Here is a 23,160-nt window from a genome sequence, read left to right as displayed (position 1 = left end):
CAAAGCGCTTTGTTGTTTATTGACTTCAAAAATGATACTTTTAGAGGCTAGAATTATTCCTCCTTATGACCGATGCCATTATAGCCCATGTGGAAAAATACATCTCGCTTTCAAAAGAAGAATCCGAAACATTCCTTTCGCTCTTATCCGTTGTAGAAGTTCCTAAGAGAAAAAGGCTTGTAGAACCTGGGTCTTATATCCAGAATGAGTATTTTGTTATCAAAGGTTGTTTAAAAGGATATTATTTAGACGATAACGGAGACAAGCACATTATTCAATTTGCCATTGAAAATTGGTGGATTGGAGATTTTGATGCATTTTACAACCAAATCCCCTCCAAACTACACGTTGAGGCCATAGAAGATGCTACCTTATTAGCCATTACGTATGATGATCTTCAGCGGTTATTTGAATCCATTCCAAAATTTGAACGTTATTTTAGAATCTTGGTAACCGGGGCTTTTATCTCCCTAAGAGGACGTATTCTATCCACATTACAGAAATCTACCAAAGAACGATATCTGGAATTTTGCAAGACATATCCCAATATAGAACAACGTGTTGCAAATTATGATATAGCTAATTATTTGGGCGTTTCAGCTCAAAGTTTGAGCAGAATTAGGCGAAATTTGGTCATATCTCCCTGATTTCTTAACATAGGTCAAGTTATTTGGGAGGTACAAACCATAACTTTGTAACTCACAAAAAAAACAAGACTTCATGAAAAATATATTATTTGTATTGACCAGTAATGACAAAATGGGTGCAACCGGACACAAAACAGGATTTTGGGTTGAAGAATTTGCGGCCCCTTATTATAGCTTAACTGATAAAGGTTTCAATGTAACCTTGGCATCACCAAAGGGAGGACAGCCTCCAATAGATCCCAACAGTGACACGGAAGATGCTGCCACCGAAGCGACAAAAAGATTCGACAAGGATGAAGCCACCAAGAAAAAATTGGCAAATACCCTTAAGTTGGAAACCATTGACCAAAAGGATTTTGATGCTGTTTTCTATCCTGGAGGCCATGGATTGCTATGGGATTTGGTAGAAAACAAAACTTCCAATGATTTAATTGAATCTTTTCACAGTCACAAAAAACCGGTTGCCTTTGTATGCCACGCTCCCGCTATTCTAAAAAATGTCAAAGGCTCAGATGGGAAGCCTCTAGTCAATGGTAAAAATGTGACAGGGTTTACCAATGGGGAAGAAGAAGCAGTGCAATTAACCGACGTTGTTCCTTTTCTTATAGAAGATATGTTGAAAGAAAAAGGAGGCAACTATTCAAAAGTAGGCGACTGGCAGCCATATGCCCTGGAAGACGGACTGTTAATCACTGGACAGAATCCGGCCTCGTCAGAGAAGGTAGCCGATTTATTAATTAAAAAATTACAATAAGAAATGAGTAAGAACCAAGCATTATTACAAGCATATAGCAAGAACGGTCTAGAATTAAAAAACAGGGTCGTAATGGCTCCAATGACAAGGGGTAGAGCCTTAAATGATGAGAATAGCCCCACAGGGGAATTACATGTGCCCTATTACGCAGAAAGGGCTTCTGCGGGTCTGATCATTACAGAAGGGTCACAAGTATCTGAAGATGCTGTTGGATATATTAACACGCCCGGAATACACACGGAAGTACATGTGGAAGGTTGGAAAAAAGTGACTCAAGCAGTACATGACCAAGGAGGAACAATATATATTCAACTTTGGCACGTAGGAAGAATGTCACATCCAGACTTTCACGGGGGTAATTTACCATTGGCTCCATCTGCAATCAACCCAAACGAAAAATCCTTTACACCAGAAGGATTTAAAGACACCGTCACTCCTAGGGTTATGACCACAGAAGACATAAAAACTACGGTTGAAGATTTTAGAAAAGCAGCTGCCAATGCAGTAAAAGCAGGTTTTGATGGTGTTGAAATACACTCCTCCAATGGATACTTGTTCCATCAGTTCTTCAATGCCACTTCCAACCAAAGGACGGATGAATATGGTGGATCCATTGAAAATAGAGCGCGCTTTTTCTTTGAGGTATTAGATGCCGTGAAGCAAGAAATACCCGAGAACAAAATTGGGGCAAGGTTCAATCCTTCTTTGCACGGATCATTTGGATCTACTATGGACGAGGAGACCATCCCTACATTCGATTATATCATTAAAAAATTGAATGATTACAACTTGGCCTATATCCATCTGTCAGAACCATTTTCGGATGTCACTGATATTCCATATGCCGTTAGCGAAATTGCAAAACATTACCGACCTTTATACAAAGGGACCTTAATGATCAATAATGGCTTTGACCAAGAATCTGGAAATGCCGTCATTGAACGCGGTGATGCAGATTTGGTAGCTTTTGGCAAACCTTATATTTCCAATCCTGACCTTGTGGAACGTTTCGAAAACAACCATCCGTTGGCAGATTGGGACCAAGACACGTTCTACACAGGTGGTGCAGAAGGTTATTTGGACTACAACACAATAGAAGAGTCCCAAGAAGCATAATAAGCAATACTGTTTAACTTAAAAATTTTGATCAATGAAATTCAATAGAAAAGCAAATGCCCAATGGTTGGGAAGTGGAAAAGACGGAAAAGGAAACTTAAGTACAGCTAGTGGAGTATTGGAAAAGACCCAATATTCATTCAGCACTAGATTTGAGGATGGTAAGGGAACCAACCCTGAAGAATTGGTTGGTGCAGCACATGCAGGTTGCTTTGCCATGCAACTAAGCTTTTTGTTGGGAGAGGCTGGTTTTACGCCAGATACCTTAGATGTGGAAGCCACGGTTAGTTTTGAGGACGGAAGTGTCACCACAATAACTTTGGATTTAAAAGGTAAAGTTCCAGGAATTACAACAGATAAATTCCAAGAAGTTGCCCAAAATGCTAAAGAAGTATGTCCAATCTCCAAATTAATGAAAGCGGATATTGTTTTAAATGTGAGCTTGAACAACTAAGCCATATTTTTTAAAATTAAAAAAGGGGAGCAGCTATGCTTCCTTTTTTTATTGGCGATTTACCTAATCATCTAGTTGTCATAATATTTAAACGACAACTATTTTAAGATTGTCTTATTTTCAGAAGAATAAAAAAGTATATTTAAACACAAGATAACGACCCTAAATAAATCAAGTATGTTTTGTCTGGTGTATAAGTCCAAAGCCGTCCCAGATCTAAGTTTTGCTCAAATTGAGATTCTATTGGAAAAGGCGCGGTTATTTAATAGTGCAAATAATATATCTGGTTGTCTTCTCTTTTATGAAGGTGAATTCATTCAATACATGGAAGGAAACCAAATTAAAGTATTGAAACTTTTTGATAAAATATCGTTGGACAATCGGCATACCAATGTGCAACTTTTATCACACGGATTAATTGAAAAACGTGAGTTTAATAATTGGAGTATGGCGTTTAAAAATGTACATGGAAAGAATGACCAGCTTCAATATATAGAACTGTTGGTGGATTCATTTTTGGAAAAGGATACATCTATTAAAGGACCTAATCCTACCTCCAAAGAATTTTGGAAAATTACAAAAGGCCTCTTGGACTACAATAGGGAATTAAAATTTTAGAATAGGACTATGTTATTGAGCAGCTCAAATTAATGCATTTGTCCGTATGGATTACTACCAAACTCCACAATATCTATCGTAAAATGAAGAGCAATTAACGCTCTTTATTTTTGTTTTGCCAGTTTATGTTAAGATTTTGTCAAATCCAAGGGATTTATTAAGTATCATTCGTCTAAACAATATAGAACCCATAAGTTTGTACCGTTTTAAATGATTGAAAATTAGAGATAATAGATTTATGAGTAAAGTAAAAGAAAACGACACGGTAGAAGTACATTACACTGGAAAATTAAGCAACGGTCAAATATTTGATAGTTCTTTGGAAAGAGAACCTATTAAGGTAACCTTAGGTCAAGGCAGTCTTATTCCTGGGTTCGAAAAAGGATTGATCGATATGGAGCCTAATGAAAAGAAAACAGTAACCATTCCTAAGGAAGAAGCTTATGGGGAAATCAATAAAGAGATGTTCCATAAAGTGAGTAAAGCAGATTTGCCTGCAGATATTAAACCTGAAGTTGGAATGGGTTTAATGGCTAAAAATCCTGATGGTTCGGAAAACCAATTGCGCGTTGCAGAAGTTGGGGATGACCATATCATTATAGATGCAAATCACCCGTTGGCTGGACAAGATCTTACTTTTGATTTGGTTCTTGTAGCAATCGCATCCTAATAAAAAAGTAACCTTCTTTTGAAGGCACCTGAATTAATATTTTAAGACCGTCTTATTTAGACGGTCTTTTTTTGTGCTAATCTGATATAAGTTCATTTTCTAAATTAGAAATTTCAGCTTTTTATTTTGGGGAATGACTTACATCATTTTCTAATATTAGGAGTTCGTTATTTTTGCTTCTTCTAAATAGTATTAACATTATTGCGGCATAGAAGCTATTGCAATAGAGACCTTGTTGATATGAATTGCCGAAGTATAATTATTGGAACCTGAAATATCCTTTACTGATGTTTTTGATAAGACATTAACACTCTTTATGATTTATTTCTAGATATTGGTCAATAATTTAGTTAAATTTGTTTAGAATTATTTAAAATATATTAAACAAAAAATACTATGAACAACTTTAAACAACTTCGATCTTTGTCATTCGTGGCGATGATATTTTTACTTTTGGTGGGATGCAGCAATGACGACGATGGCATGGTCATTCCAGATGATAATGGTGGTGTAACTCCCACTGGTAAGTCTATAACCTATGATTTGGGTGCCCAAGCGGTTGAAAACATTTCAGGTACTGCCAAATTTATTGAGAACACGGATAATTCCGTTACTATTGAATTGGATTTACAGAACACGCCTGCTGGAGGGATGCACCCAGCCCATATCCATTTCAACACTGCTGCTGAAGGAGGGGATATAGCCCTAACTTTAGGAACTGTAGATGGAGATACTGGAAAAAGCAGCATAACAACTTCAACTTTAAACGATAATTCACCAATAACATACGATCAATTCCTAACATATGACGGGTATATAAACGTACACTTAAGTAGTGATGATTTAGGAACACTTGTGGCTCAAGGCGATATCGGTCAGAATGACCTAACTGGTGTAAGCAAAGTGTATACATTGAATGAGAAAGCAGTAGCGGGTATAGACGGTTCGGCCACCTTTTTTGAAAGAGTTAATGGAGAGGCCCTAGCGGTTTTGGAAATCAATAATACTCCGGAAAATGGCGTACATCCTGCACATATACATATGAACACTGCTGCAGAGGGTGGACCAATAGTATTTACTTTTATTAGTGTGGATGGAAATACGGGTCAAAGTTTCACCAATGTGGCAGCATTGGATGATGATACAGCTTTTGGATATGAACAAGTATTAGACTATGACGGTTATATCAATGTCCATTTAAGTGCAGATGACTTGGCCACTATAGTTGCACAGGGAGATATAGGTCAAAATGAATTGACCGGACGTTCAAAAACATACGAACTTGAAAGCAAAGATGTTGTAGGGATAAGTGGAACAGCAAATTTTGCTGAAAGACTAAACAATACCACGTTAGTAACCTTAAATTTGGTTGGAACTGAAGCTGGTGGTGTACACCCTGCCCATATTCACGCAAATGACGTAGCCACCACTGGTGAGATCATCGTTGGGTTAAACGCCGTAGATGGGTCTAGTGGAATAAGTCAGACTCAAGTGTCAGCTCTGGTTGGAGGTGCAGCTGTAACCTATGAAGAATTATTGACAATTGATGCCTATATCAATGTGCATTTAAGTGACGAGGACTTGGCCACAATAGTTGCCCAAGGCAATATCGGGCTAAATGCAGAAGAAAATGCAGGGGCTAAAAATTATAATGTGACCAACCAAGGAAGCACCGCCTATGTATTTAATGGTCAAGGACTAACCGATGTAAACAATCCGGCGCTGACCCTAAAAAGAGGTGAGACATATACTTTTACCATTAATGCTCCTGGACACCCATTCTATATTAAAGACGTTAAAGGAACGGGAACTTCCAATGGTTATAGTGCTGGCGTGACGAACAATGGTGCCATCAACGGCACGGTTACGCTGACAATCCCAATGGATGCTCCAGATACACTATATTATAACTGTGAATTCCATTCATTAATGACTGGAGTCATCACTGTTACCGATTAGATTTAATAAAATCGAACAAAAACCCCGATTATCAATTTGGTAATCGGGTTTTTTTTATTGGAATTGGAAATGAATCCCTTTGAATATTAAGATCTGCAAAATCCTTCTAAAATATACTTCTAACGATTCTGTTATATCTACTACCAAAGAGTACCTATCTTTGTACAAATTATTATAATGTCAAAACAATTTTCCGCTTTAGGAATCAATAGTCAACTTCAAAAAAGTCTGGCCGATCTAGAAATAACAGCTCCTACCGATATTCAACAAAAAACAATCCCTGTTTTACTGCAACAAAAGGATGATTTTGTTGGTTTGGCAAAAACAGGAACGGGTAAAACCGCGGCCTTTGGATTGCCCTTACTGCAATTGATTGATGTGGAAAATGCTAGTATACAAGCTGTGATTATTGCCCCAACAAGAGAATTGGGCCAGCAGATCTACAATAATCTAGTGTCATTTGCTACAAATTTACCCGCAGTTTCCATGGCTTCAGTATGTGGAGGAATACCTATTAAACCGCAAATAGAACGTTTGACCAAGGACACCCACATTGTCGTGGCAACTCCTGGAAGGTTGATCGATTTGATCAAACGCAAGGCTATTGATATTTCCAAAGCAAATTATTTGGTGCTTGATGAAGCCGATGAAATGGTCACTTCCCTAAAAGAAGGTTTGGATGAAATTGTCACAGAATTACCAATAAAAAGAAGGACATTTTTGTTTACCGCCACCATGCCAGGGACTATAAAACAGTTGATCCAAAACTATATGTCCAAACATGTGGTACAGGTAAGTTCTGAAATGGAAACAGTGGGACACCAAGGAATTGACCATAGATTTATGATCGTGGAACCCATTGAAAAATTGGACATGCTAATGCATTTTCTCAACTCCAAAGAAGGGGAGAGGGGAATCATATTCTGTAAGACCAAGGCTGCCGTAAATAAATTGGCCAAAAATTTAGCTATCAACAAATTCTCCTCTGGAGCGCTACACGGAAGCTTGTCACAACCTATTCGTGACCGAATAATGGGTCAGTTTAGAGAAGGGCATATCCGTATTCTTGTAGCCACTGATCTTGCCGCAAGAGGTATCGATGTCAAAGAAATTTCCTTTGTCGTGAATTACCACCTGCCGGATGTGTACGAAACCTATGTGCATAGAAGTGGACGTACCGCTAGGGCAGGGGCCGAAGGGCTCTCCCTGACCATATTGCAAAAGGAGGAGGAAGAAGATTTAAAAGAATTTGAGGAAGTCTTGGGAATCTCTTTTAAGCCCTATAAAAAAGCGGATGCCCAAAGTATTGAGGAAAACAATGCACAATTATGGGCCAAGAAAATATTCAAGACCAAACCCAATCATTCTATTTCCTCGGATTTTAAAAACAAGATCCACACCGTATTCCATCATTTGACCAAAGAGGAGCTTATTGATAAGCTTTTGGCCCACCATTTGGGTCAGCATTCAGTGGCAACACCTGCCGAAACAGAAAAACCAAAAAGAAAAAAGAGATAAAAGGCATTAGCAATCAATTCATTTTGATTTGTTTGTAGTTCCTCAAAAAATATACATCATGGCAAACACTATAAAAGAGCGACAGGATATTTTGGAAAAACTGAATATTCATCAGTTGAACCCAATGCAGGAAGAGGCGCTCTCCATCATCGAAACAAATACCAATACCATCATTCTTTCGCCAACGGGAACAGGAAAGACGTTGGCATTCCTGTTGCCCTTAATTGATCAGTTGGATCCAGGGAGTGAGGAAATTCAAGCATTGATACTGGTTCCATCACGTGAATTGGCCATACAGATAGAACAGGTGATCCGAGAAATGGGATCAGGCTACAAGGTCAATGCCGTGTATGGAGGAAGGGCCATGGCCAAAGACAAATTGGAACTAAAACACACCCCGGCCATTCTTATTGGAACCCCAGGCCGGATAGCCGATCATTTTGATAATGAGCGCTTCTCCACAAAGTTTATTAAAACCCTTGTTTTGGACGAATTTGACAAATCCTTGCAGGTTGGCTTTGAGGAGGAGATGAAATACATCATAGGGATGTTGCCCAGCATCAACAGGCGCATCCTTACCTCTGCCACCCTAGGTGTTAAAGTACCTACTTTTGTAAGATTGGACAAACCGATCATTCTCGATTATTTAAAAGAAGAGAACACCAAACTGGCTATCAAAACCGTAGTTTCAGCTTCACAAAACAAACAAAAGACGGTTTTGGAACTCCTAAACCATATAGGAAACCAACCTGGAATCATTTTTTGCAATCTTAGGGAGACCGTCGAAAAATTGAGTACTTTCTTGGAACGAAATAATGTCAGTCATGGTTGTTTCCATGGGGATATGGAACAGAAGGATAGGGAACGTTCCCTGATCAAATTCAGGAATGGCTCCAATCAGATAATCGTGGCAACCGATTTAGCGGCAAGAGGTATTGATATACCCGAAATGAAGTTTATCGTTCATTACGAATTCCCATATAAGAAAGAAGAATTCATCCATAGAAATGGCAGAACTGCCAGAGTAAATGCCAAAGGAACTGCCTATGTAATCAAATGGGTTGATGAGAATCTGCCAGAATTTATTACAAATGCCCCGGTGGTCGATATCTCAAAAAAGGCACCCAAAAAAGCCCAGTACTGGCAAACACTTTTTATTTCGGGTGGTAGAAAAGATAAAATCTCAAAAGGGGATATTGCTGGATTATTTTTTAAACAAGGGAACATCAATAAGGACCAACTGGGAATTATAGAACTAAAGAACGACTGCACTTTTGTTGCAGTACCTGTGACCCTTGCGGAAGATTTGATAAAGAAATTGAATAACACCAAACTAAAGAAAAAGAAGGTAAGGGTAACGGTTCTATAACCATTTTATCCTTATGAAAAGTTTGATACCAAGGAACTCTTTTAAATCCTTATAAAATCGTAACTTGTTGTCCGTTTACGGATGTAAACGGACAACCTTAAATTTAAAAGTTATGTTCAAGTACTTAAAAATATTCGTTTTGATCCTTCTCGGATCAATCACCTTCATAGGCTGTAAATCAGAACCTAAAAAAAATGATTCCGAAAACAAGGAAGCAATGGAGGAAACTTTGCAGGTCAATGTGATCGGCAATGAAGTGAGCTACGCCACAGAGGATACGCAAATGAAGGGTTATATCTCCTATGATGAAAATAAAAAAGGAAAAAGACCTGGTGTGATTGTAGTGCATGAATGGTGGGGACACAATGACTATACCCGAGAACGGGCAGATATGCTTGCAGAACTTGGCTATGTAGCCCTTGCCATCGATATGTATGGGGATGGTAAACAGGCACAACATCCTGAGGATGCAGGGAAATTCTCTGGTATGGTGATGCAAAACATAGATATTGCCAAGGCCCGTTTTGATGCTGCCATGACCGTTTTAAAAGCCGACCCACATGTAAATGCAGATGAAATTGCGGCCATAGGCTATTGTTTTGGAGGAAGTGTTGTCTTAACAATGGCCAATCTAGGAAAAGATCTCAATGCCGTAGCGGCATTCCATAGCGGGGTTCAACTTCCAGTAATGCCAAATGAAGATTTAAAGGCCAAAATATTGGTGTGTAATGGCGCTGCCGATCCCTTTGTTTCTCCGGAATCCGTAACCGCCTATAAGGCAGCCATGGACAGTGTAAATGCTGATTATAAATATATTGCCTATCCTGATGCTCAGCACGCTTTTACCAGCAAGGAAGCAGATTCACTTGGAAAAAAATTCAACCTTCCCTTGGCCTACCAAAAGGAAGCCGATGAAAAATCTTGGGCGGAACTAAAATCTCTATTGTCAGATACGTTCAAGCAATAAGTTTGGAGCTTGATATTAATAAAAAAAGAAGGAGGTCGTGGCCTCCTTCTTTTAGTTTTCTCCTTGCCCTTACTCTGTAGGGTTGATTAAATAGTTAAGGATTAACATCCATAACTATTTAATCAAAAATATGTCATCCTTAGTTTTGGACTTGAAATAAGACTATATTTAGGGCATTCACATAAATGTACCCCAAAATGAAATCATATTCCATTCAAGAAATCAATACCATTTTAAACGGAGAATTAGTAGGTGACACCCCCCAAAGGATAGATGGTTTGGAACAATTAAAAAATGCCAAACCCAACCAGATGACTTTTATTGGCAGTATTAAATACGAGCGATTGTGGGATTCCTCAAAAGCCAGTGCTGCCATCGTAAATGAAAATATACGTATAGAGCCAGGAGAAGGTAGGGCCTTTATCAAGGTAAAAAATGCGGATTTGGCCATGGCCAAATTATTGGAGGAGTTCGATCCAGGTCCACCACAATTTGATATTGATATTCACCCTACCGCTGTCATCCATGAAACTGCCAAGCTTGGCAATGGAGTTAAAATTGGAGCCAATAGTTATGTTGGCAAAAATGTTGTGTTGGCAGATGGGGTAGTCCTATATCCCAACGTATCCATTTTTGATGATACAACTGTGGGCCCTCAAACGGTATTTTGGTCAGGGACCGTTATCCGCGAGCGGACCGAAATTGGTGCCCAGTGTATTTTCCATACCAACGTAAGCATTGGAGCAGATGGCTTTGGCTACCGCCCCAGCGATGATGGTAGGGGATTGGTGAAAATTCCGCAAATAGGAAATGTGATTATTGGCAACCTTGTAGAAATTGGCTCTAATTCCTGTGTAGACCGCGGTAAATTTAGCTCTACCATCATAGGCGATGGCTGTAAAATAGATAATTTGGTTCAGATAGGTCATAATTCTGTCATGGGCCGTTTTTGTATTATGGCCGGCCATAGTGGCTTAGCAGGTTCTGTGACCCTAGGAGATGGTGTAATGATCGGTGGCAGCGCCTCCATTAAGGATCATACCGTGATTGAATCGGGTGCTGTCATTGGTGCTGGTTCCGGTGTTATGAACGATGTTGCCGCCGGCAAGACTGTTTTGGGATATCCTGCCTGTGATTCTAGGGAAATGCTGAAACAATGGGTGGCCTTAAGAAGGCTAGCCAAAAACTAGGTGGTCGTTTTAAGAATTGCAAATAACGTATTGATTTATATATTTACCATTTAAAAGGCCTTAACGCAATCGTTATGGCCTTTTTTTGGTCCCACCTTTATCTAATTAATTTGCTTATAACCAGCTATTTGGCACTAATAGCTGCATTATTTACAACAAATTACTAAATTCACACACCAACAACCCTTAAACAGAGTTGTAATAAAAATGCTATTATACCATACAAACACCTTCTATGAAATATCACATACCTCTACTAATTGTCTTGTTTGTTGTTCTGGGATGTAGTTCAACTCCTAAAAATCAGGCCAATTTTCAAATAATATTAGATAAGGCGGTTAAGAATAAAAGTAATCAACTGTCAGGTGTTTCCATGACGGTAATAGCTCCCAAATTGAATATTTTATGGACAGGGGCGTCTGGTTTTGACAGCAAGCAAAAGACACGTAAACTTTCAGCCAAACAACCCTTTAGGATTGCCAGTGGTACCAAAACATTTGTAGCAGCAGCTGTTTTACGTCTTCAGGAAGAGAAAAAATTGAAATTAGAAGATTCTATTGCCACATATCTCTCCGAAGAACACCTACAACTCCTTAGATCTGATGGTTACGATCCTAAGGCCATCACAATAAAGCATTGTCTACTGCACAGAAGCGGCCTGTTCGATTATGCCGAGGGAAATACCTCCTATATAGATAGTATCATTAAAAATCCAACTAAAAAATGGACACGCACAGAGCAGCTCAAATTTGCAATGGTTGCCGGAGACCCTTTAGGAAATCCGGGTGAAGTATATGGCTATAGCGACACAGGGTATATACTCCTTGGAGAAATTATTGAAAAGGTCACAGGAAAGTCTTTGGCACAGGCACTACGCCAATTATTGGGTTTTGATAGATTGGGGATGAAATCAACGTGGATGGAAGGCCTAGAAGAATCACCAGCTGGAATTCCACAACCTGTGCACCGTTATATCGGCGATTATGATGCCACTACTTTAGATAATTCAATCGATTTATTCGGGGGTGGGGGCATTTCTTCTACAACTAAGGATCTTGCCATCTTTATTGACGCCCTTTTTAATGGGCAAATCTTTAAAAACCCTGAAACTCTAACCATTATGTTAGAGGATCCTGGAACATTGCCCAACGGGGCCGAATCAGAAGATTACCGAATGGGCCTTAGTAAAGAAGGGGTAATGGGTATTTCTGGTTATACACACCGTGGCTTCTGGGGAACGGTATGGGTACACCTGCCTAATCCGAACTATACCATCGTTGTGAACTTCACCAACGAGCCCGAAGGAGCCGGTATTATTACCAAAACGACGGAAAAACTACAAAAATTAGCTAAAACTGATTAAATTAATATTTGGTGACGGCTATTTGTTCTGTCCAATTTGCATCTAAATACATAAGAACCACTACCAGGTATGCCCTGTAGATGGTGGCTTATATAAAATTATTGTTTTCTGACAATCCCACTGAAAATTTAGGTAAATTAGGAGTTGAAAACCATAATATACCACGTCATGTCCACCATTCTTATCCTTTTGGGAATCATAGCATTCATTGTTATTCTATTCATAAGCATTTTCAATAAATTCGCAAAAAATCGAAATCAGGTCAAAGATGCATGGAGTAATATAGATGTGGCATTAAAGCGACGTTATGACCTTATACCCAATCTAGTTGAAACGGTTAAGGGATATGCCAAACATGAAAAATCCACACTTGAAGCCGTTATCAATGCGCGCAACGCTGCAATGGCCGTCCCTACCGGGGATATTAATGGACAAATCAAGGCAGAGAACCAATTGCAACAGAGCTTGAGGAGTATTTTTGCCTTAGGGGAAGCATATCCAGACCTCAAGGCCAATGTAAATTATTTGGATCTTCAGGAAAAGTTGAACCTCATTGAAGAAAACCTCGAAAGAAGCCGTCGCTATTACAATGGATCGGTTCGTGAAAACAACACCTACGGGGAAAGCATTCCCGGTGTCCTGATTGCCGGAATGGCAAAGTACCAACATTTCGATTATTTCGAAACTGAAGAAGCTACAAGGCAAAATGTAAAAGTAGATTTTTCTTAATGAAAAAGATTTTTATCCTCCTTACGCTCTTATTGGTATTCATTGGCGGGTATGCCCAAGATTTCACGGTCACCAATTATTCCGTAGATATAACCATAGAAGAGGATGGTTATTTTGATGTGATTGAAAATTATGACCTCAACTTTGAAATTCCAAAACACGGGATCTATAGAACCATACAGACCCAGTATGACCTGCTCAACTTCGAAGGCAAGAAAGAGGAACGAAAAATAAGGATCAGCCATGTTAAGGTCCCAGATTATAAATTTGATGTCCCCTTTAATTTTGTGCAAAAGTTAAAGGACAATATGATTATAAAAATAGGCGACAAGGATGTCACCATCGTAGGTCCACAACATTATGAGATCCAATACCGTGTCCACAATGCTTTTTTGTTTGAGGATAGCCAAATACGTTTTTATTGGAACATTAAGCCGGATGGTTGGGAGGCCGATTTTGAGCAGATAAGCTTTCGGATCCATGTACCGGAAAATATTCCTCTCAGTAAGGAAAATTGCTTCGTGTATTCCGGGGAACGGGGCACCTCAATTCCCAGTAAAGATTTTAAGCTGTACTATACAAATGAGGGGTTCTCAGGAACGAGCAACGACAGCTTTATTTCCCGTCCAGGAGAAAATGTGACGGTATTGATCAATTTACCCCTTAATTCTATAACCGAAGAAAAGCCCTTATGGCCTTTTTGGAATCAATACGGTTGGGTATTCCTTGTAGGACTACTTATCACGGGCTTCTATGCCTTGTGGCGTAAATTTGGGAGGGATGATAGGGTAGTGACTACCACAAGTTATTATCCCCCGAAAGATATGGATCCTGCCATGGTAGGTTTTCTGATCAATGATCGGGATGATACTTCAGATCTTATTTCCCTAATTCCATATTGGGGTGCAAGAGGGTTGATAAAAATGGAGGAAATTCCTAAAAAGGGCTGGTTTGGAAGTAAGGATACCAAACTTATTAAAATTGGAAATCTCCCAGACGATTCGCCCTCCTATGAAAAAGAAATTTTTACTGGCCTATTTGGACAGGATCAAGGTCTGAATACCTCAGAAATACTGGTGAGCAGTCTAAAAGACACTTTCTATACCACCATGAACAGTGCCAGCAACCAATTAAAAAAAATGGCCCAGCCGTATTACGTAGTCGAATCCAAAAAAGTACAGACCATATTATATTTTGGTTTGGTCGCCAATGCCATAGTTCTTACCGCAATTGCCTTGTTTGTTTGGGGGCCCTTGGCCGCAGTGGCCATTGTGTTGACCTCTGTTCTATTGATTATTCTAAATGGCTATATGATCAAGAAAAATGATATAGGAAATCGGGTGCTATCGGAGTTGAAGGGATTTCGTCAGTTCATAAAAGTGGCGGAGGAGAACAAATTAAAAATGTTATTGCAGGATGATCCCAGCTATTTTGAAAGTACTATGGGATATGCCTTGGCCTTTGGACTGTTTGAAAAATGGGCGAAAAAATTTGATGCTCTCCATATTCCCCCTCCATCCTGGTATTCATCCGCTTCTACCCAAGCATTTACGATGCAGGGTTTTTCCAAATCCTTTTCAAAATCTATGGCTGTAACCCAGTCTACCATGATAAGTTCCCCAAAAAGCAGTGGTTCTTCCGGTGGGGGTTCGTCTGGAGGCGGTTTTGGCGGCGGTGGCGGCGGAAGCTGGTAATTTTCTTTTGATACCAGTAAATATCAAGTCCAGTTGCCCCCATGCTCTGTTGCTGCACAATGCTAAGAATGACCTTGGTTCAGAATAGAGAACACCAGCTCTTTGGTCAAAGGCCTATCTGCTGCCTTGGTCTTAATAACCTCAAAACTACATCTGAAATCACACCCATTCTTATATTCACTGCATCCATAGGCTGATTTACCTTTGATTACAGTTCCTTTTTTACATTTCGGACAACTAAGTGTGTCCGGTATCTTTTTCTCCTGCTTTTTGGCTTCTAGGACCAACTGGAACGTATCATTAAATCGCAGGAGGCCTTCTATAACTTCATCGGTCTCCGGACCTTCTTTCTTAAAACCTTTTAGGTTCACGGTACAACCTTTTAGAAGTAAACGCAGCCATTGCTTTTCCGATATCTTTTTCCCTTGAAAAGTAAAAGGCAATACAAAATCACAACCTTCCTTATAGGCACTACATCCGTATGCTGCCTTTCCCTTCAACAACGTTCCTTGTTTGCATTTGGGACAGGTTTCTGCTGTGATTCCCGACTTTTTGGTGACCACATTAGCAGTTTTGGTAGCTTCTGGGACCACGGTATGGGAAATATTGGCGCGGGTGGTCTCACTTCGAACTTCATAGACCAGGTCATCTACCATTTTTTTCATGTTGGCAATAAACATACCTGCACTAAAAGTCCCTTTTTCTATATCCTTCAATTGCTTTTCCCATTGACCCGTAAGTTCTGCGGATTTTAAGAGGTCGTTCTGGATCGTATCTATCAACTGAATGCCAGTAGGGGTGGGGAGCACCTGTTTTTTATTTCGTATGATGTACTTGCGACGAAACAAAGTCTCAATAATATTGGCTCGGGTAGAAGGACGTCCTATTCCATTCTCCTTCATCAGTTCCCTCATTTCATCATCATCTACCTGTTTCCCGGCCGTTTCCATGGCCCGCAACAACGTTGCCTCTGTAAATTGTTTTGGGGGTTTGGTCTGTTTTTCCAAAAATGAAGGTTCATGTGGTCCTTTTTCGCCCTTTACAAAAGTTGGCAATATTCCGGCTTCCTTGGTTTTAGCCTCTGGATTTTCAAAAACAATCTTCCATCCCTTGGACAATATTTCCTTCCCTGTTGTTTTAAAGGTTATGGTGTCCACTTGTCCAAGTACTGTGGTATTTGCTACCTGGCAATCCTCATAAAAAACGGCAATGAATCTCCTTACAATAGCATCATAAACCTGTTGCTGGTTGTATTGAAGTTTTATTTGTACCCCAGTGGGAATAATCGCGTGGTGATCCGTAACCTTACTATCATTAAAGACTTTGGACGATTTTCTTATTTTTTTGCTTAATATGGACTGGGTAAGTTCTGCATAATGGGTCAATTTTTGAAGAATACCGGGCACTTTAGGATAAACATCGTTGGGCAAAAAAGTGGTATCTACCCTAGGATAGGTAACTACTTTTTGTTCGTATAACTTCTGCACCATCTTTAAGGTCTCATCAGCTGTAAATCCAAATTTGGTATTGCAGTACACTTGTAGTCCAGTTAGATCAAAAAGTTTGGGGGCGTATTCCTTGCCCTTCTTCTTGCTTACGGAAATAATTTCGAAATCTTCTCCCTTAACCTTTTGTGCTATAATTTCGCCATCTTCCATCTTAAGAAAGCGACCTTCTTCATAGCTAAAAAGGGTATCCCTATACAAGGTTTGTAATTCCCAATAGGGCACAGGCTTAAAATCCTCAATTTCCTTAAACCGGTTGACCACCATGGCCAAGGTTGGAGTTTGAACGCGGCCCACAGAGAGCATTTGCTTATAACCCCCGTGTTTTAGGGTATACAAACGGGTAGCATTCATCCCTAAAAGCCAGTCTCCTATGGCCCTTGAAAATCCTGCGTAGTATAAATTATCATAGTTTTGAGAAGGTTTTAAAGCATTAAAACCTTCTTTTATGGCCTCCGTGGTCAGCGATGAAATCCATAGCCGTTTCACCTCTCCCTTGTAATTCGCCTGGTGCATCACCCAACGCTGTATCAGTTCTCCTTCCTGACCTGCATCCCCACAGTTGATAACCACCTCCGCCTGCTCGAATAATTTTTTTACAATCTTAAATTGTTTTTGTATGCCGGAATTTTCCACCACTTTGGTCTGAAATTTTTCGGGTAGCATGGGAAGGTTGTTCAGGTCCCAACTTTTCCAATAAGATTTATAGTCGTTTGGTTCGAACAGGGTACAAAGGTGTCCAAATGTAAAGGTTACGGCATATCCGTTACCTTCAAAATACCCGTCGTGCTTAGTATTTGCTCCAAGAACAGCGGCAATTTCTCTGGCAACACTAGGTTTTTCTGCAATACAAACTTTCACTTATTGGGATTTAAACGCAGGTGCAAAGTAAACATTTTCACGAAAAGGGTGGCTAACTAGTAGACCTTAAAATCTAAACAAAACCAAACATTATCCAATGTTTTATGAAAATTGGAAACAACGGAATTTATGGATTGAAATAGTTATTTAACCTTTATGAGAACGGCTTCTGAACTTGAAAGATCTGAGTTCAGAACAATTTTTTCCGAGGAAGTACCATCTGAAACTTCAATGGAAACGGTATTAGGAGGAATGGTCCCTAGATTATGGGCATATAAAAATAGATCATTGGATTTAGAGGCATTCAATTGGACTTGAAACTGTTTTTTGTCCTTGGTCAAAGAGTATTTGGAAATTATAGGTTCCCCATTGAGATAAACGGAAACGATATCCCCATCTTGTTCTTTATTGTCCCAAAGATCTATGGTTATATTTTTGCTTCTGACCGTCAGTTCCTTGACATAGCTGATCTTTCGTCCAGCGAACTCAGACCTTTTGGTAGTTTCAACTACCTTGTTCCCTGTTGTATTTCTGTCCTTTGTATCATTTTGTATTGAAAATGAAGGGGTCACGTACTTTGCAATCTTGAACTTATCGGATGGAAATAGTTCTATGGCCATGATTTTAAAATTATCACCAGGTTCTATGTTCTTTTCCAATTGGATTCCGCTAATACTTTCCTTATTTTTAAAGATACCCAGCTCCTGTACCATCATATCATCCTTGACCAAGAAAAAACGAATGGACTTACTTGCATCAATATTGGCAGTTACCCATGTTATGTCTATTGGGTTTTGGACAGACAATACTGTATTTTTAGTAGGGTAGGTGACGGTAATGGATGATTTCCATCTTCTGCGTTCATCTATCCGTAACTGGTTTAAGTAATCCAGCTTTTTTTTGAAATTGGTATATGGAGCATATACTGCAATACCTGTACCTGTCTCCCTTAGAATATCATAAAATTCATTTAATTGGATTAAGGCCGTCACCAAAGGAATCTCGTCAAAATAAGTCTTATCCAATTCTTCAATTTTAGCCACGGCCTTTTTGATATTACCACCATTACCGACTGATTTGGCAGCGGAGGTGCTTTTATCCATTATGGTTTTTGCATGATCTAATTTGGCATATCCAAACCTATTGTCCAAAAACTCAATGGCCTCTTCATAATTGATTGAATCTTTTTGTTTCAATTTCTGAGCCAGCTCAAAAGCTCTTTCATATTCCTTAAGACTTTCCGAAATGGTGGCTCTGGCGAGCTTTACACTTGCTTTTTCCTCCGAATTTACGGCATCCCTTAAGACAGCCAAAAAGCGGTCTTTTGAAATAAAATTACCTACATCGGCCGTTCCAATCTGAAAGAAATCGGTTTTAAGGCCTGGCGATTGCAAAAAGATATACTCCGTATCATTAACACCCTCTTCACCATAGGACGTGAAAATGGAATTCATAGTATCATCTTCCCATTGTTCAGAGTTTTTTATAATGATCTGTTTCATCAGCTGAATAGGGTCATTTATGGAGCGAGTCCATTCTTGATCCATATTTTGGCCTTGGACATAAGTTCCCAAAAGGCAAAAACAGATAAAAAGAATCAAATATTTCATTCCTAGAAACAGGTTTGTATCACGTTTGACCAATATACAGTTTTATTACAATAGATATCTATTGACTCATAGTCTACTTTAACAACTACACTAACCAATTCCAAAAATAGCTTGTATTTACCTATTACCATAGTTTGACGGTTTAAATGAACGCCTGGCTCGATAAAACAGCATATATCTGTTCATCCAGCACAAATTCTAAAAGGCCAAGGGAGAGGGTTGTTTTACTAATTAAATGATCGGACACAAAAAAAGTAGTGGATTGTACATTCACTACTTTTTTTGATTTGGAAGCTTTGGATTAAATTAAATTCCCAAAATTTGGTTTTTATTGATCTCAAAATGAGAGTATCTGATTTTCTTGGTATTTCTAAAGATTGTAAATATGCTACTCTTTTTATATTCTATCCGTGATTGATTGATGAAAGGTTTCATGATATTGAATTTAAATTACTTTGTGATTATCTGAAACGCCTTTTTGCGTTCCATATGTTCATTCTAGAGGATTCTGACGTTGATCTTACCTGATGTTTGTTTATAGTTTCCATGTTCTTTGTTATTTGTTGTTATACGTTAGATTGTGATAATAAATTTTAGTGGTATCTCCTTTTAGTGTTCCAAGTTTTGGAGTTGGAGATTCTTACCGTTGACTGTGCGTAATGCTTATTTGATGTTTCCATGATATTGTTTTTAGGTAGTTTATATTAAATTATTATTTCAAATATTAGTGATATCTCCTTTTGGTATTCCAAGTTTTGGAGTTTGAGATTCTTACCGTTGGCTGTGCGTAATGTTTGTTTGAAGTTTCCATGATATTGATTTTTAATTGTTTAAAATATTGATATACCCAGTAGACGAAAGATTTATATGTTTGTTACAGTACTATGTTATAAATAGTACCATTTTAAGCAATATTTAACATTTAGGGCATTTAAAACCGTAATAAATAGGGGTAGGACTTTTGGAAATAATAGGGTCGTGCCATTTATTTTCAATTGATACACCATGGAAAGTGTTTGACAAAAAAGCCGATCACTTCCGCCATTTTACAACTACCTTTGTTTCCATGTTGGCTTCAAAACCCAATTCAACTTAAAACTATGGGGGAACACCTAACTTCAGATAAGAGCACTTTGACCAAAGAGGACATTGCCAATTGTATCTCTGTCTTGGAACTACTGGTTTCTGAGACCGATTACATATTCGATATTGAAAAAGAACAGCGTATAGCATTGATCAAGGCGGCAGGTCAGTTCTCCCGACCCAATAGGGAAGAATTTTCGAGACGAAAGAAGGATGGTAAAAAAGCGGCAAAAAGAAAATTGGAGGCCAAGGACAAAAAAGCAAGAAAAGAGACTGGCATAAGACATGCTAGGGAAGCTGCTATTTTTGTGGCCCCAAAATTATTGCCCATGGCCCATATATCCAAGAAGGAACCTTTGGAGCTGGAAACACCAAGAAAGTGCTACGTCTGTAAAACGGAATTTACCAAATTACACCACTTTTATGACACCATGTGCACCGATTGTGGTGATCTAAACTACGCAAAGCGATTTCAAACAGCGGATGTAAAGGGACAGGTAGCTGTTATTACCGGTTCCCGCTTAAAGATAGGGTACCATATCACCTTGATGCTATTAAGGGGAGGGGCAACAGTGATAGCCACAACGCGGTTTCCTGTAGATTCCGCCCTTCGTTTTTCCAAAGAAGATGATTTTATGGATTGGGGACATCGCCTAAAAATTCACGGCCTAGATCTAAGGCATATCCCTAGTGTTGAGATATTCTGCAATTTTATTTCCCAAAAATATGATCAGTTGGATATACTCATCAATAATGCTGCACAGACTGTAAGGCGACCTGCTGGATTTTATCAGCATCTTATGGTCAATGAAGAGCGAGCTATGAGTTCCCTGCCGTCCTTTGCCCAAGAAATACTGGCAGATCATCAAGGATGTTTACAGGAACTAAAGGCATTGACCTCTTCTGCTTCTTCCAATCAGAATATGCCGGTAACATGGCACGGCCCAGAGCCTGGTATAGGGCTTAGGGCATCGGCAAAGCTATCACAAATTCCTTACAGCTTTGATAATACCTTGGTAGCTGAAGACATTTTTCCAGATGGGGAGTTGGATGCGGATCTGCAACAAGTGGATTTACGAAAGACCAATAGTTGGAGGTTAAGGCTCGGTCAAATCGAGACCACGGAAATGTTGGAGGTGCAACTGGTAAATTCCGTAGCGCCATTTGTACTCTGTAACCGACTGTCCGAACTCATGAAAAAGAATCCAACTGGAAAAAAACACATTATCAATGTTTCTGCCATGGAAGGTAAGTTTCATCGTTTTTTCAAGGAAGATAGACACCCACATACCAATATGGCCAAAGCGGCCCTAAATATGCTCACCCATACCTCCTCGGGCACTTTGGCCAAAGAAGGCATTTTTATGAATGCAGTGGATACAGGGTGGGTAACTGATGAAGATCCGGCAGAATTGGCGAAAAGGAAGAAAGAAGTGGAGGATTTTCAACCCCCATTGGATATTGTGGACGGGGCCGCCAGGGTTTTGGATCCCTTATTTGATGGAATCAATACCGGGAAACATTGGTGTGGAAAATTCCTAAAGGATTACCGACCTATAGATTGGTAAATCAATTTTCTTACCCTGTTTTTAAGAAATTAAAGAGGAATAGGAACTAAAATCAGCCCCCATTTTCTCAGTAACATGGATTATTTTGATACATTTAGGTATTCATCCTTCTAAGCAATTTGGCCTATGTTATCAAATGTACTTTTAGAACGAAAAATATATGCATCGGAAGAGCACCGTATGATGCGCGATATGATCCAAGATTTTATCTCCAATGATATTTTGGATCAGAACGAGCAATGGGAAAAGGATGGAATGGTTAGTCGGACTGTATGGGAACGTGCCGGTTCCTTGGGTCTTCTTTGTATTGATATGCCTACCCAATATGGGGGAAGCGGCCTTGATTTCAGCTATAGCTCCCTTTTTATTGAAGAATTGGCAAAAAAAGGATTCAGTGGCCCTGGATTTTCCCTTCATTCAGACATTGTAGCTCCCTACTTACTAAATCATGGTACCGAAGCCCAAAAGCGGCAATACCTACCTGTTATGGCAAGCGGAAACCTAATTACTGCCATAGGGATGACAGAACCCAATTGTGGGAGCGACCTGAAAGCCATACGCACCACTGCTGTTGACAAAGGTGACCATTACTTGGTCAATGGACAAAAAACCTTTATTACCAATGGCTACCTGAGCGACATGGCCGTGGTAGCGGTAAAAACCTACCCAGGAAAAGAAAAGGAAGGGGTTTCCCTCTTGATTATGGAAAGTAAATGGGATGGCTTTGAAAAAGGAATTCCTTTTAAAAAGATTGGGATGAAAGCCCAGGATACCTGCGAGCTCTTCTTCGATAACGTAAAAGTACCCAAAGAAAACCTCTTAGGGAGGGAAGGGGAAGGATTTAAGATTATGATGCAGGAGTTGGCAAGGGAACGTTTAACGGTAGCGGTAACGGCCATAGGCAATGCAGAGGGTGCCTTAATGGATACCATTGATTATACGTCTACCAGGACCGCTTTTAAAAAGCCAATCGCCGCCTTCCAGAACACCCAATTTAAGTTGGCCGAATGTGCGACAAAACTTCAAGTACACCAAGCATTTATAGATCGTTGCATCCAAATGGTGCCAACACATGAACTAACAGCAGAAAGTGCCTCCATGGCCAAGTATTCGGCCACAGAAATGTGTGGGGTGGTGGTAGATGAATGTCTACAATTATTTGGTGGATATGGATATATGTGGGATTATCCCATCGCTAGAATGTATGCCGATAATAGGGTGGCAAGGATCTATGCAGGCACCAATGAGATCATGAAACTGTTGATAGCCCGTGGCCTGTTCAGAGAATTGTTCCTGCAGATGAAGGAAGACGGCAAAAAAATTAAAAATAGGGATAAGGGAACTAGCCAATCCCAGTAATTAATCTGTCATTTTAGAAAAGCTTATAGTGCATGGAGCAATTTAGGGTTCCTAAATAAAGATCAAAATGATTTTTGGGGTGGTATTTGGTTCAATTTTTTATAACTTACCATTTGAAAATTACCA

Annotated in this window: 18 protein-coding genes; 16 read left to right on the top strand and 2 right to left on the bottom strand. The window is 39.4% G+C overall.

Annotated elements, in window-relative coordinates:
• Nucleotides 1-65: 65 nt before the first annotated feature.
• The 14 genes from SB49_RS04015 (at nucleotide 66) to SB49_RS03950 (ending at nucleotide 15,048) form a co-directional block, all read left to right on the top strand.
• Nucleotides 66-647 (top strand): Crp/Fnr family transcriptional regulator, encoded by a 582-nt coding sequence (locus SB49_RS04015; protein WP_062054075.1) that lies wholly within the window; start codon nucleotides 66-68, stop codon nucleotides 645-647.
• A 73-nt stretch (nucleotides 648-720) separates the two neighbouring features.
• On the top strand, nucleotides 721-1,401 hold the full coding sequence (locus SB49_RS04010; protein ID WP_062054073.1) for a type 1 glutamine amidotransferase domain-containing protein: 681 nt from the start codon (nucleotides 721-723) through the stop codon (nucleotides 1,399-1,401).
• A gap of 3 nt (nucleotides 1,402-1,404) precedes the next feature.
• Nucleotides 1,405-2,517, top strand: a complete 1,113-nt coding sequence (locus SB49_RS04005; protein ID WP_062054071.1) for an alkene reductase — start codon at nucleotides 1,405-1,407, stop codon at nucleotides 2,515-2,517.
• 34 nt (nucleotides 2,518-2,551) lie between these two features.
• On the top strand, nucleotides 2,552-2,971 hold the full coding sequence (locus SB49_RS04000; RefSeq protein WP_062054069.1) for an OsmC family protein: 420 nt from the start codon (nucleotides 2,552-2,554) through the stop codon (nucleotides 2,969-2,971).
• A 177-nt stretch (nucleotides 2,972-3,148) separates the two neighbouring features.
• On the top strand, nucleotides 3,149-3,589 hold the full coding sequence (locus tag SB49_RS03995) for a BLUF domain-containing protein (RefSeq protein WP_062054067.1): 441 nt from the start codon (nucleotides 3,149-3,151) through the stop codon (nucleotides 3,587-3,589).
• 238 nt (nucleotides 3,590-3,827) lie between these two features.
• The gene (locus SB49_RS03990) at nucleotides 3,828-4,259 is read left to right on the top strand and encodes an FKBP-type peptidyl-prolyl cis-trans isomerase (protein WP_062054065.1); all 432 of its coding nucleotides are present in this window, start codon (nucleotides 3,828-3,830) and stop codon (nucleotides 4,257-4,259) included.
• Nucleotides 4,260-4,655: 396 nt separating this feature from the next.
• Nucleotides 4,656-6,218 carry a hypothetical protein gene (locus SB49_RS16175; RefSeq protein WP_082591071.1) on the top strand — a complete coding sequence of 521 codons (1,563 nt, stop codon included), beginning with the start codon at nucleotides 4,656-4,658 and terminating at the stop codon, nucleotides 6,216-6,218.
• A 177-nt stretch (nucleotides 6,219-6,395) separates the two neighbouring features.
• A complete protein-coding gene (locus tag SB49_RS03980) occupies nucleotides 6,396-7,736 on the top strand; it encodes a DEAD/DEAH box helicase (RefSeq protein WP_062054063.1) in 1,341 nt (446 codons plus the stop codon).
• Nucleotides 7,737-7,794: 58 nt separating this feature from the next.
• Nucleotides 7,795-9,105, top strand: coding sequence for a DEAD/DEAH box helicase (locus SB49_RS03975; protein ID WP_062054062.1), 1,311 nt, complete (start codon nucleotides 7,795-7,797; stop codon nucleotides 9,103-9,105).
• A gap of 112 nt (nucleotides 9,106-9,217) precedes the next feature.
• Nucleotides 9,218-10,072, top strand: coding sequence for a dienelactone hydrolase family protein (locus tag SB49_RS03970; RefSeq protein WP_062054060.1), 855 nt, complete (start codon nucleotides 9,218-9,220; stop codon nucleotides 10,070-10,072).
• A gap of 197 nt (nucleotides 10,073-10,269) precedes the next feature.
• Entirely contained in the window at nucleotides 10,270-11,262 is a 993-nt protein-coding gene (gene lpxD, locus SB49_RS03965; protein WP_062058839.1) for a UDP-3-O-(3-hydroxymyristoyl)glucosamine N-acyltransferase, read from the top strand.
• 235 nt (nucleotides 11,263-11,497) lie between these two features.
• On the top strand, nucleotides 11,498-12,625 hold the full coding sequence (locus SB49_RS03960) for a serine hydrolase domain-containing protein (RefSeq protein WP_062054058.1): 1,128 nt from the start codon (nucleotides 11,498-11,500) through the stop codon (nucleotides 12,623-12,625).
• Nucleotides 12,626-12,793: 168 nt separating this feature from the next.
• Complete coding sequence (locus SB49_RS03955; RefSeq protein ID WP_062054056.1) at nucleotides 12,794-13,354, top strand: LemA family protein; 561 nt, start codon at nucleotides 12,794-12,796, stop codon at nucleotides 13,352-13,354.
• Nucleotides 13,354-15,048: a DUF2207 domain-containing protein gene (locus SB49_RS03950; protein ID WP_062054054.1), complete on the top strand. Its 1,695-nt coding sequence runs from the start codon at nucleotides 13,354-13,356 to the stop codon at nucleotides 15,046-15,048. Before SB49_RS03955 ends, SB49_RS03950 begins: the two co-directional genes overlap by 1 nt.
• Nucleotides 15,049-15,110: 62 nt before the next feature.
• Here the strand turns inward: SB49_RS03950 and SB49_RS03945 are convergent, their stop codons facing one another.
• Both SB49_RS03945 and SB49_RS03940 read right to left on the bottom strand, forming a co-directional pair.
• Nucleotides 15,111-17,414 carry a type IA DNA topoisomerase gene (locus SB49_RS03945; protein WP_062054052.1) on the bottom strand — a complete coding sequence of 768 codons (2,304 nt, stop codon included), beginning with the start codon at nucleotides 17,412-17,414 and terminating at the stop codon, nucleotides 15,111-15,113.
• Nucleotides 17,415-17,557: 143 nt separating this feature from the next.
• Nucleotides 17,558-19,024, bottom strand: coding sequence for a hypothetical protein (locus tag SB49_RS03940; RefSeq protein WP_062054050.1), 1,467 nt, complete (start codon nucleotides 19,022-19,024; stop codon nucleotides 17,558-17,560).
• Nucleotides 19,025-20,124: 1,100 nt separating this feature from the next.
• On the opposite strand from SB49_RS03940, the gene SB49_RS03935 reads away from it, so the two are divergent.
• Nucleotides 20,125-21,675, top strand: coding sequence for an SDR family NAD(P)-dependent oxidoreductase (locus SB49_RS03935; protein ID WP_062054048.1), 1,551 nt, complete (start codon nucleotides 20,125-20,127; stop codon nucleotides 21,673-21,675).
• Between the two features lie 126 nt (nucleotides 21,676-21,801).
• Nucleotides 21,802-23,034 carry an acyl-CoA dehydrogenase family protein gene (locus tag SB49_RS03930; protein WP_062054046.1) on the top strand — a complete coding sequence of 411 codons (1,233 nt, stop codon included), beginning with the start codon at nucleotides 21,802-21,804 and terminating at the stop codon, nucleotides 23,032-23,034.
• Nucleotides 23,035-23,160: the final 126 nt, after the last annotated feature.

This window comes from Sediminicola sp. YIK13 (assembly GCF_001430825.1).
Taxonomy (GTDB): Bacteria; Bacteroidota; Bacteroidia; order Flavobacteriales; family Flavobacteriaceae; genus Sediminicola.
Note: the sequence above shows the minus strand (reverse complement) of the source record. Positions and strands in the feature narration are given on the sequence as shown.

Coding starts and splice junctions, on each gene's coding strand:
- SB49_RS03995 (WP_062054067.1), top strand. CDS start 3,149: ATGTTTTGTCTGGTGTATAAGTCCAAAGCCGTCCCAGATCTAAGTTTT.
- lpxD (WP_062058839.1), top strand. CDS start 10,270: ATGAAATCATATTCCATTCAAGAAATCAATACCATTTTAAACGGAGAA.
- SB49_RS03930 (WP_062054046.1), top strand. CDS start 21,802: ATGTTATCAAATGTACTTTTAGAACGAAAAATATATGCATCGGAAGAG.
- SB49_RS03940 (WP_062054050.1), bottom strand. CDS start 19,024: ATGAAATATTTGATTCTTTTTATCTGTTTTTGCCTTTTGGGAACTTAT.
- SB49_RS04000 (WP_062054069.1), top strand. CDS start 2,552: ATGAAATTCAATAGAAAAGCAAATGCCCAATGGTTGGGAAGTGGAAAA.
- SB49_RS16175 (WP_082591071.1), top strand. CDS start 4,656: ATGAACAACTTTAAACAACTTCGATCTTTGTCATTCGTGGCGATGATA.
- SB49_RS03955 (WP_062054056.1), top strand. CDS start 12,794: ATGTCCACCATTCTTATCCTTTTGGGAATCATAGCATTCATTGTTATT.
- SB49_RS03960 (WP_062054058.1), top strand. CDS start 11,498: ATGAAATATCACATACCTCTACTAATTGTCTTGTTTGTTGTTCTGGGA.
- SB49_RS03975 (WP_062054062.1), top strand. CDS start 7,795: ATGGCAAACACTATAAAAGAGCGACAGGATATTTTGGAAAAACTGAAT.
- SB49_RS03990 (WP_062054065.1), top strand. CDS start 3,828: ATGAGTAAAGTAAAAGAAAACGACACGGTAGAAGTACATTACACTGGA.
- SB49_RS03935 (WP_062054048.1), top strand. CDS start 20,125: ATGGGGGAACACCTAACTTCAGATAAGAGCACTTTGACCAAAGAGGAC.
- SB49_RS03970 (WP_062054060.1), top strand. CDS start 9,218: ATGTTCAAGTACTTAAAAATATTCGTTTTGATCCTTCTCGGATCAATC.
- SB49_RS04005 (WP_062054071.1), top strand. CDS start 1,405: ATGAGTAAGAACCAAGCATTATTACAAGCATATAGCAAGAACGGTCTA.
- SB49_RS04010 (WP_062054073.1), top strand. CDS start 721: ATGAAAAATATATTATTTGTATTGACCAGTAATGACAAAATGGGTGCA.
- SB49_RS03980 (WP_062054063.1), top strand. CDS start 6,396: ATGTCAAAACAATTTTCCGCTTTAGGAATCAATAGTCAACTTCAAAAA.
- SB49_RS04015 (WP_062054075.1), top strand. CDS start 66: ATGACCGATGCCATTATAGCCCATGTGGAAAAATACATCTCGCTTTCA.
- SB49_RS03950 (WP_062054054.1), top strand. CDS start 13,354: ATGAAAAAGATTTTTATCCTCCTTACGCTCTTATTGGTATTCATTGGC.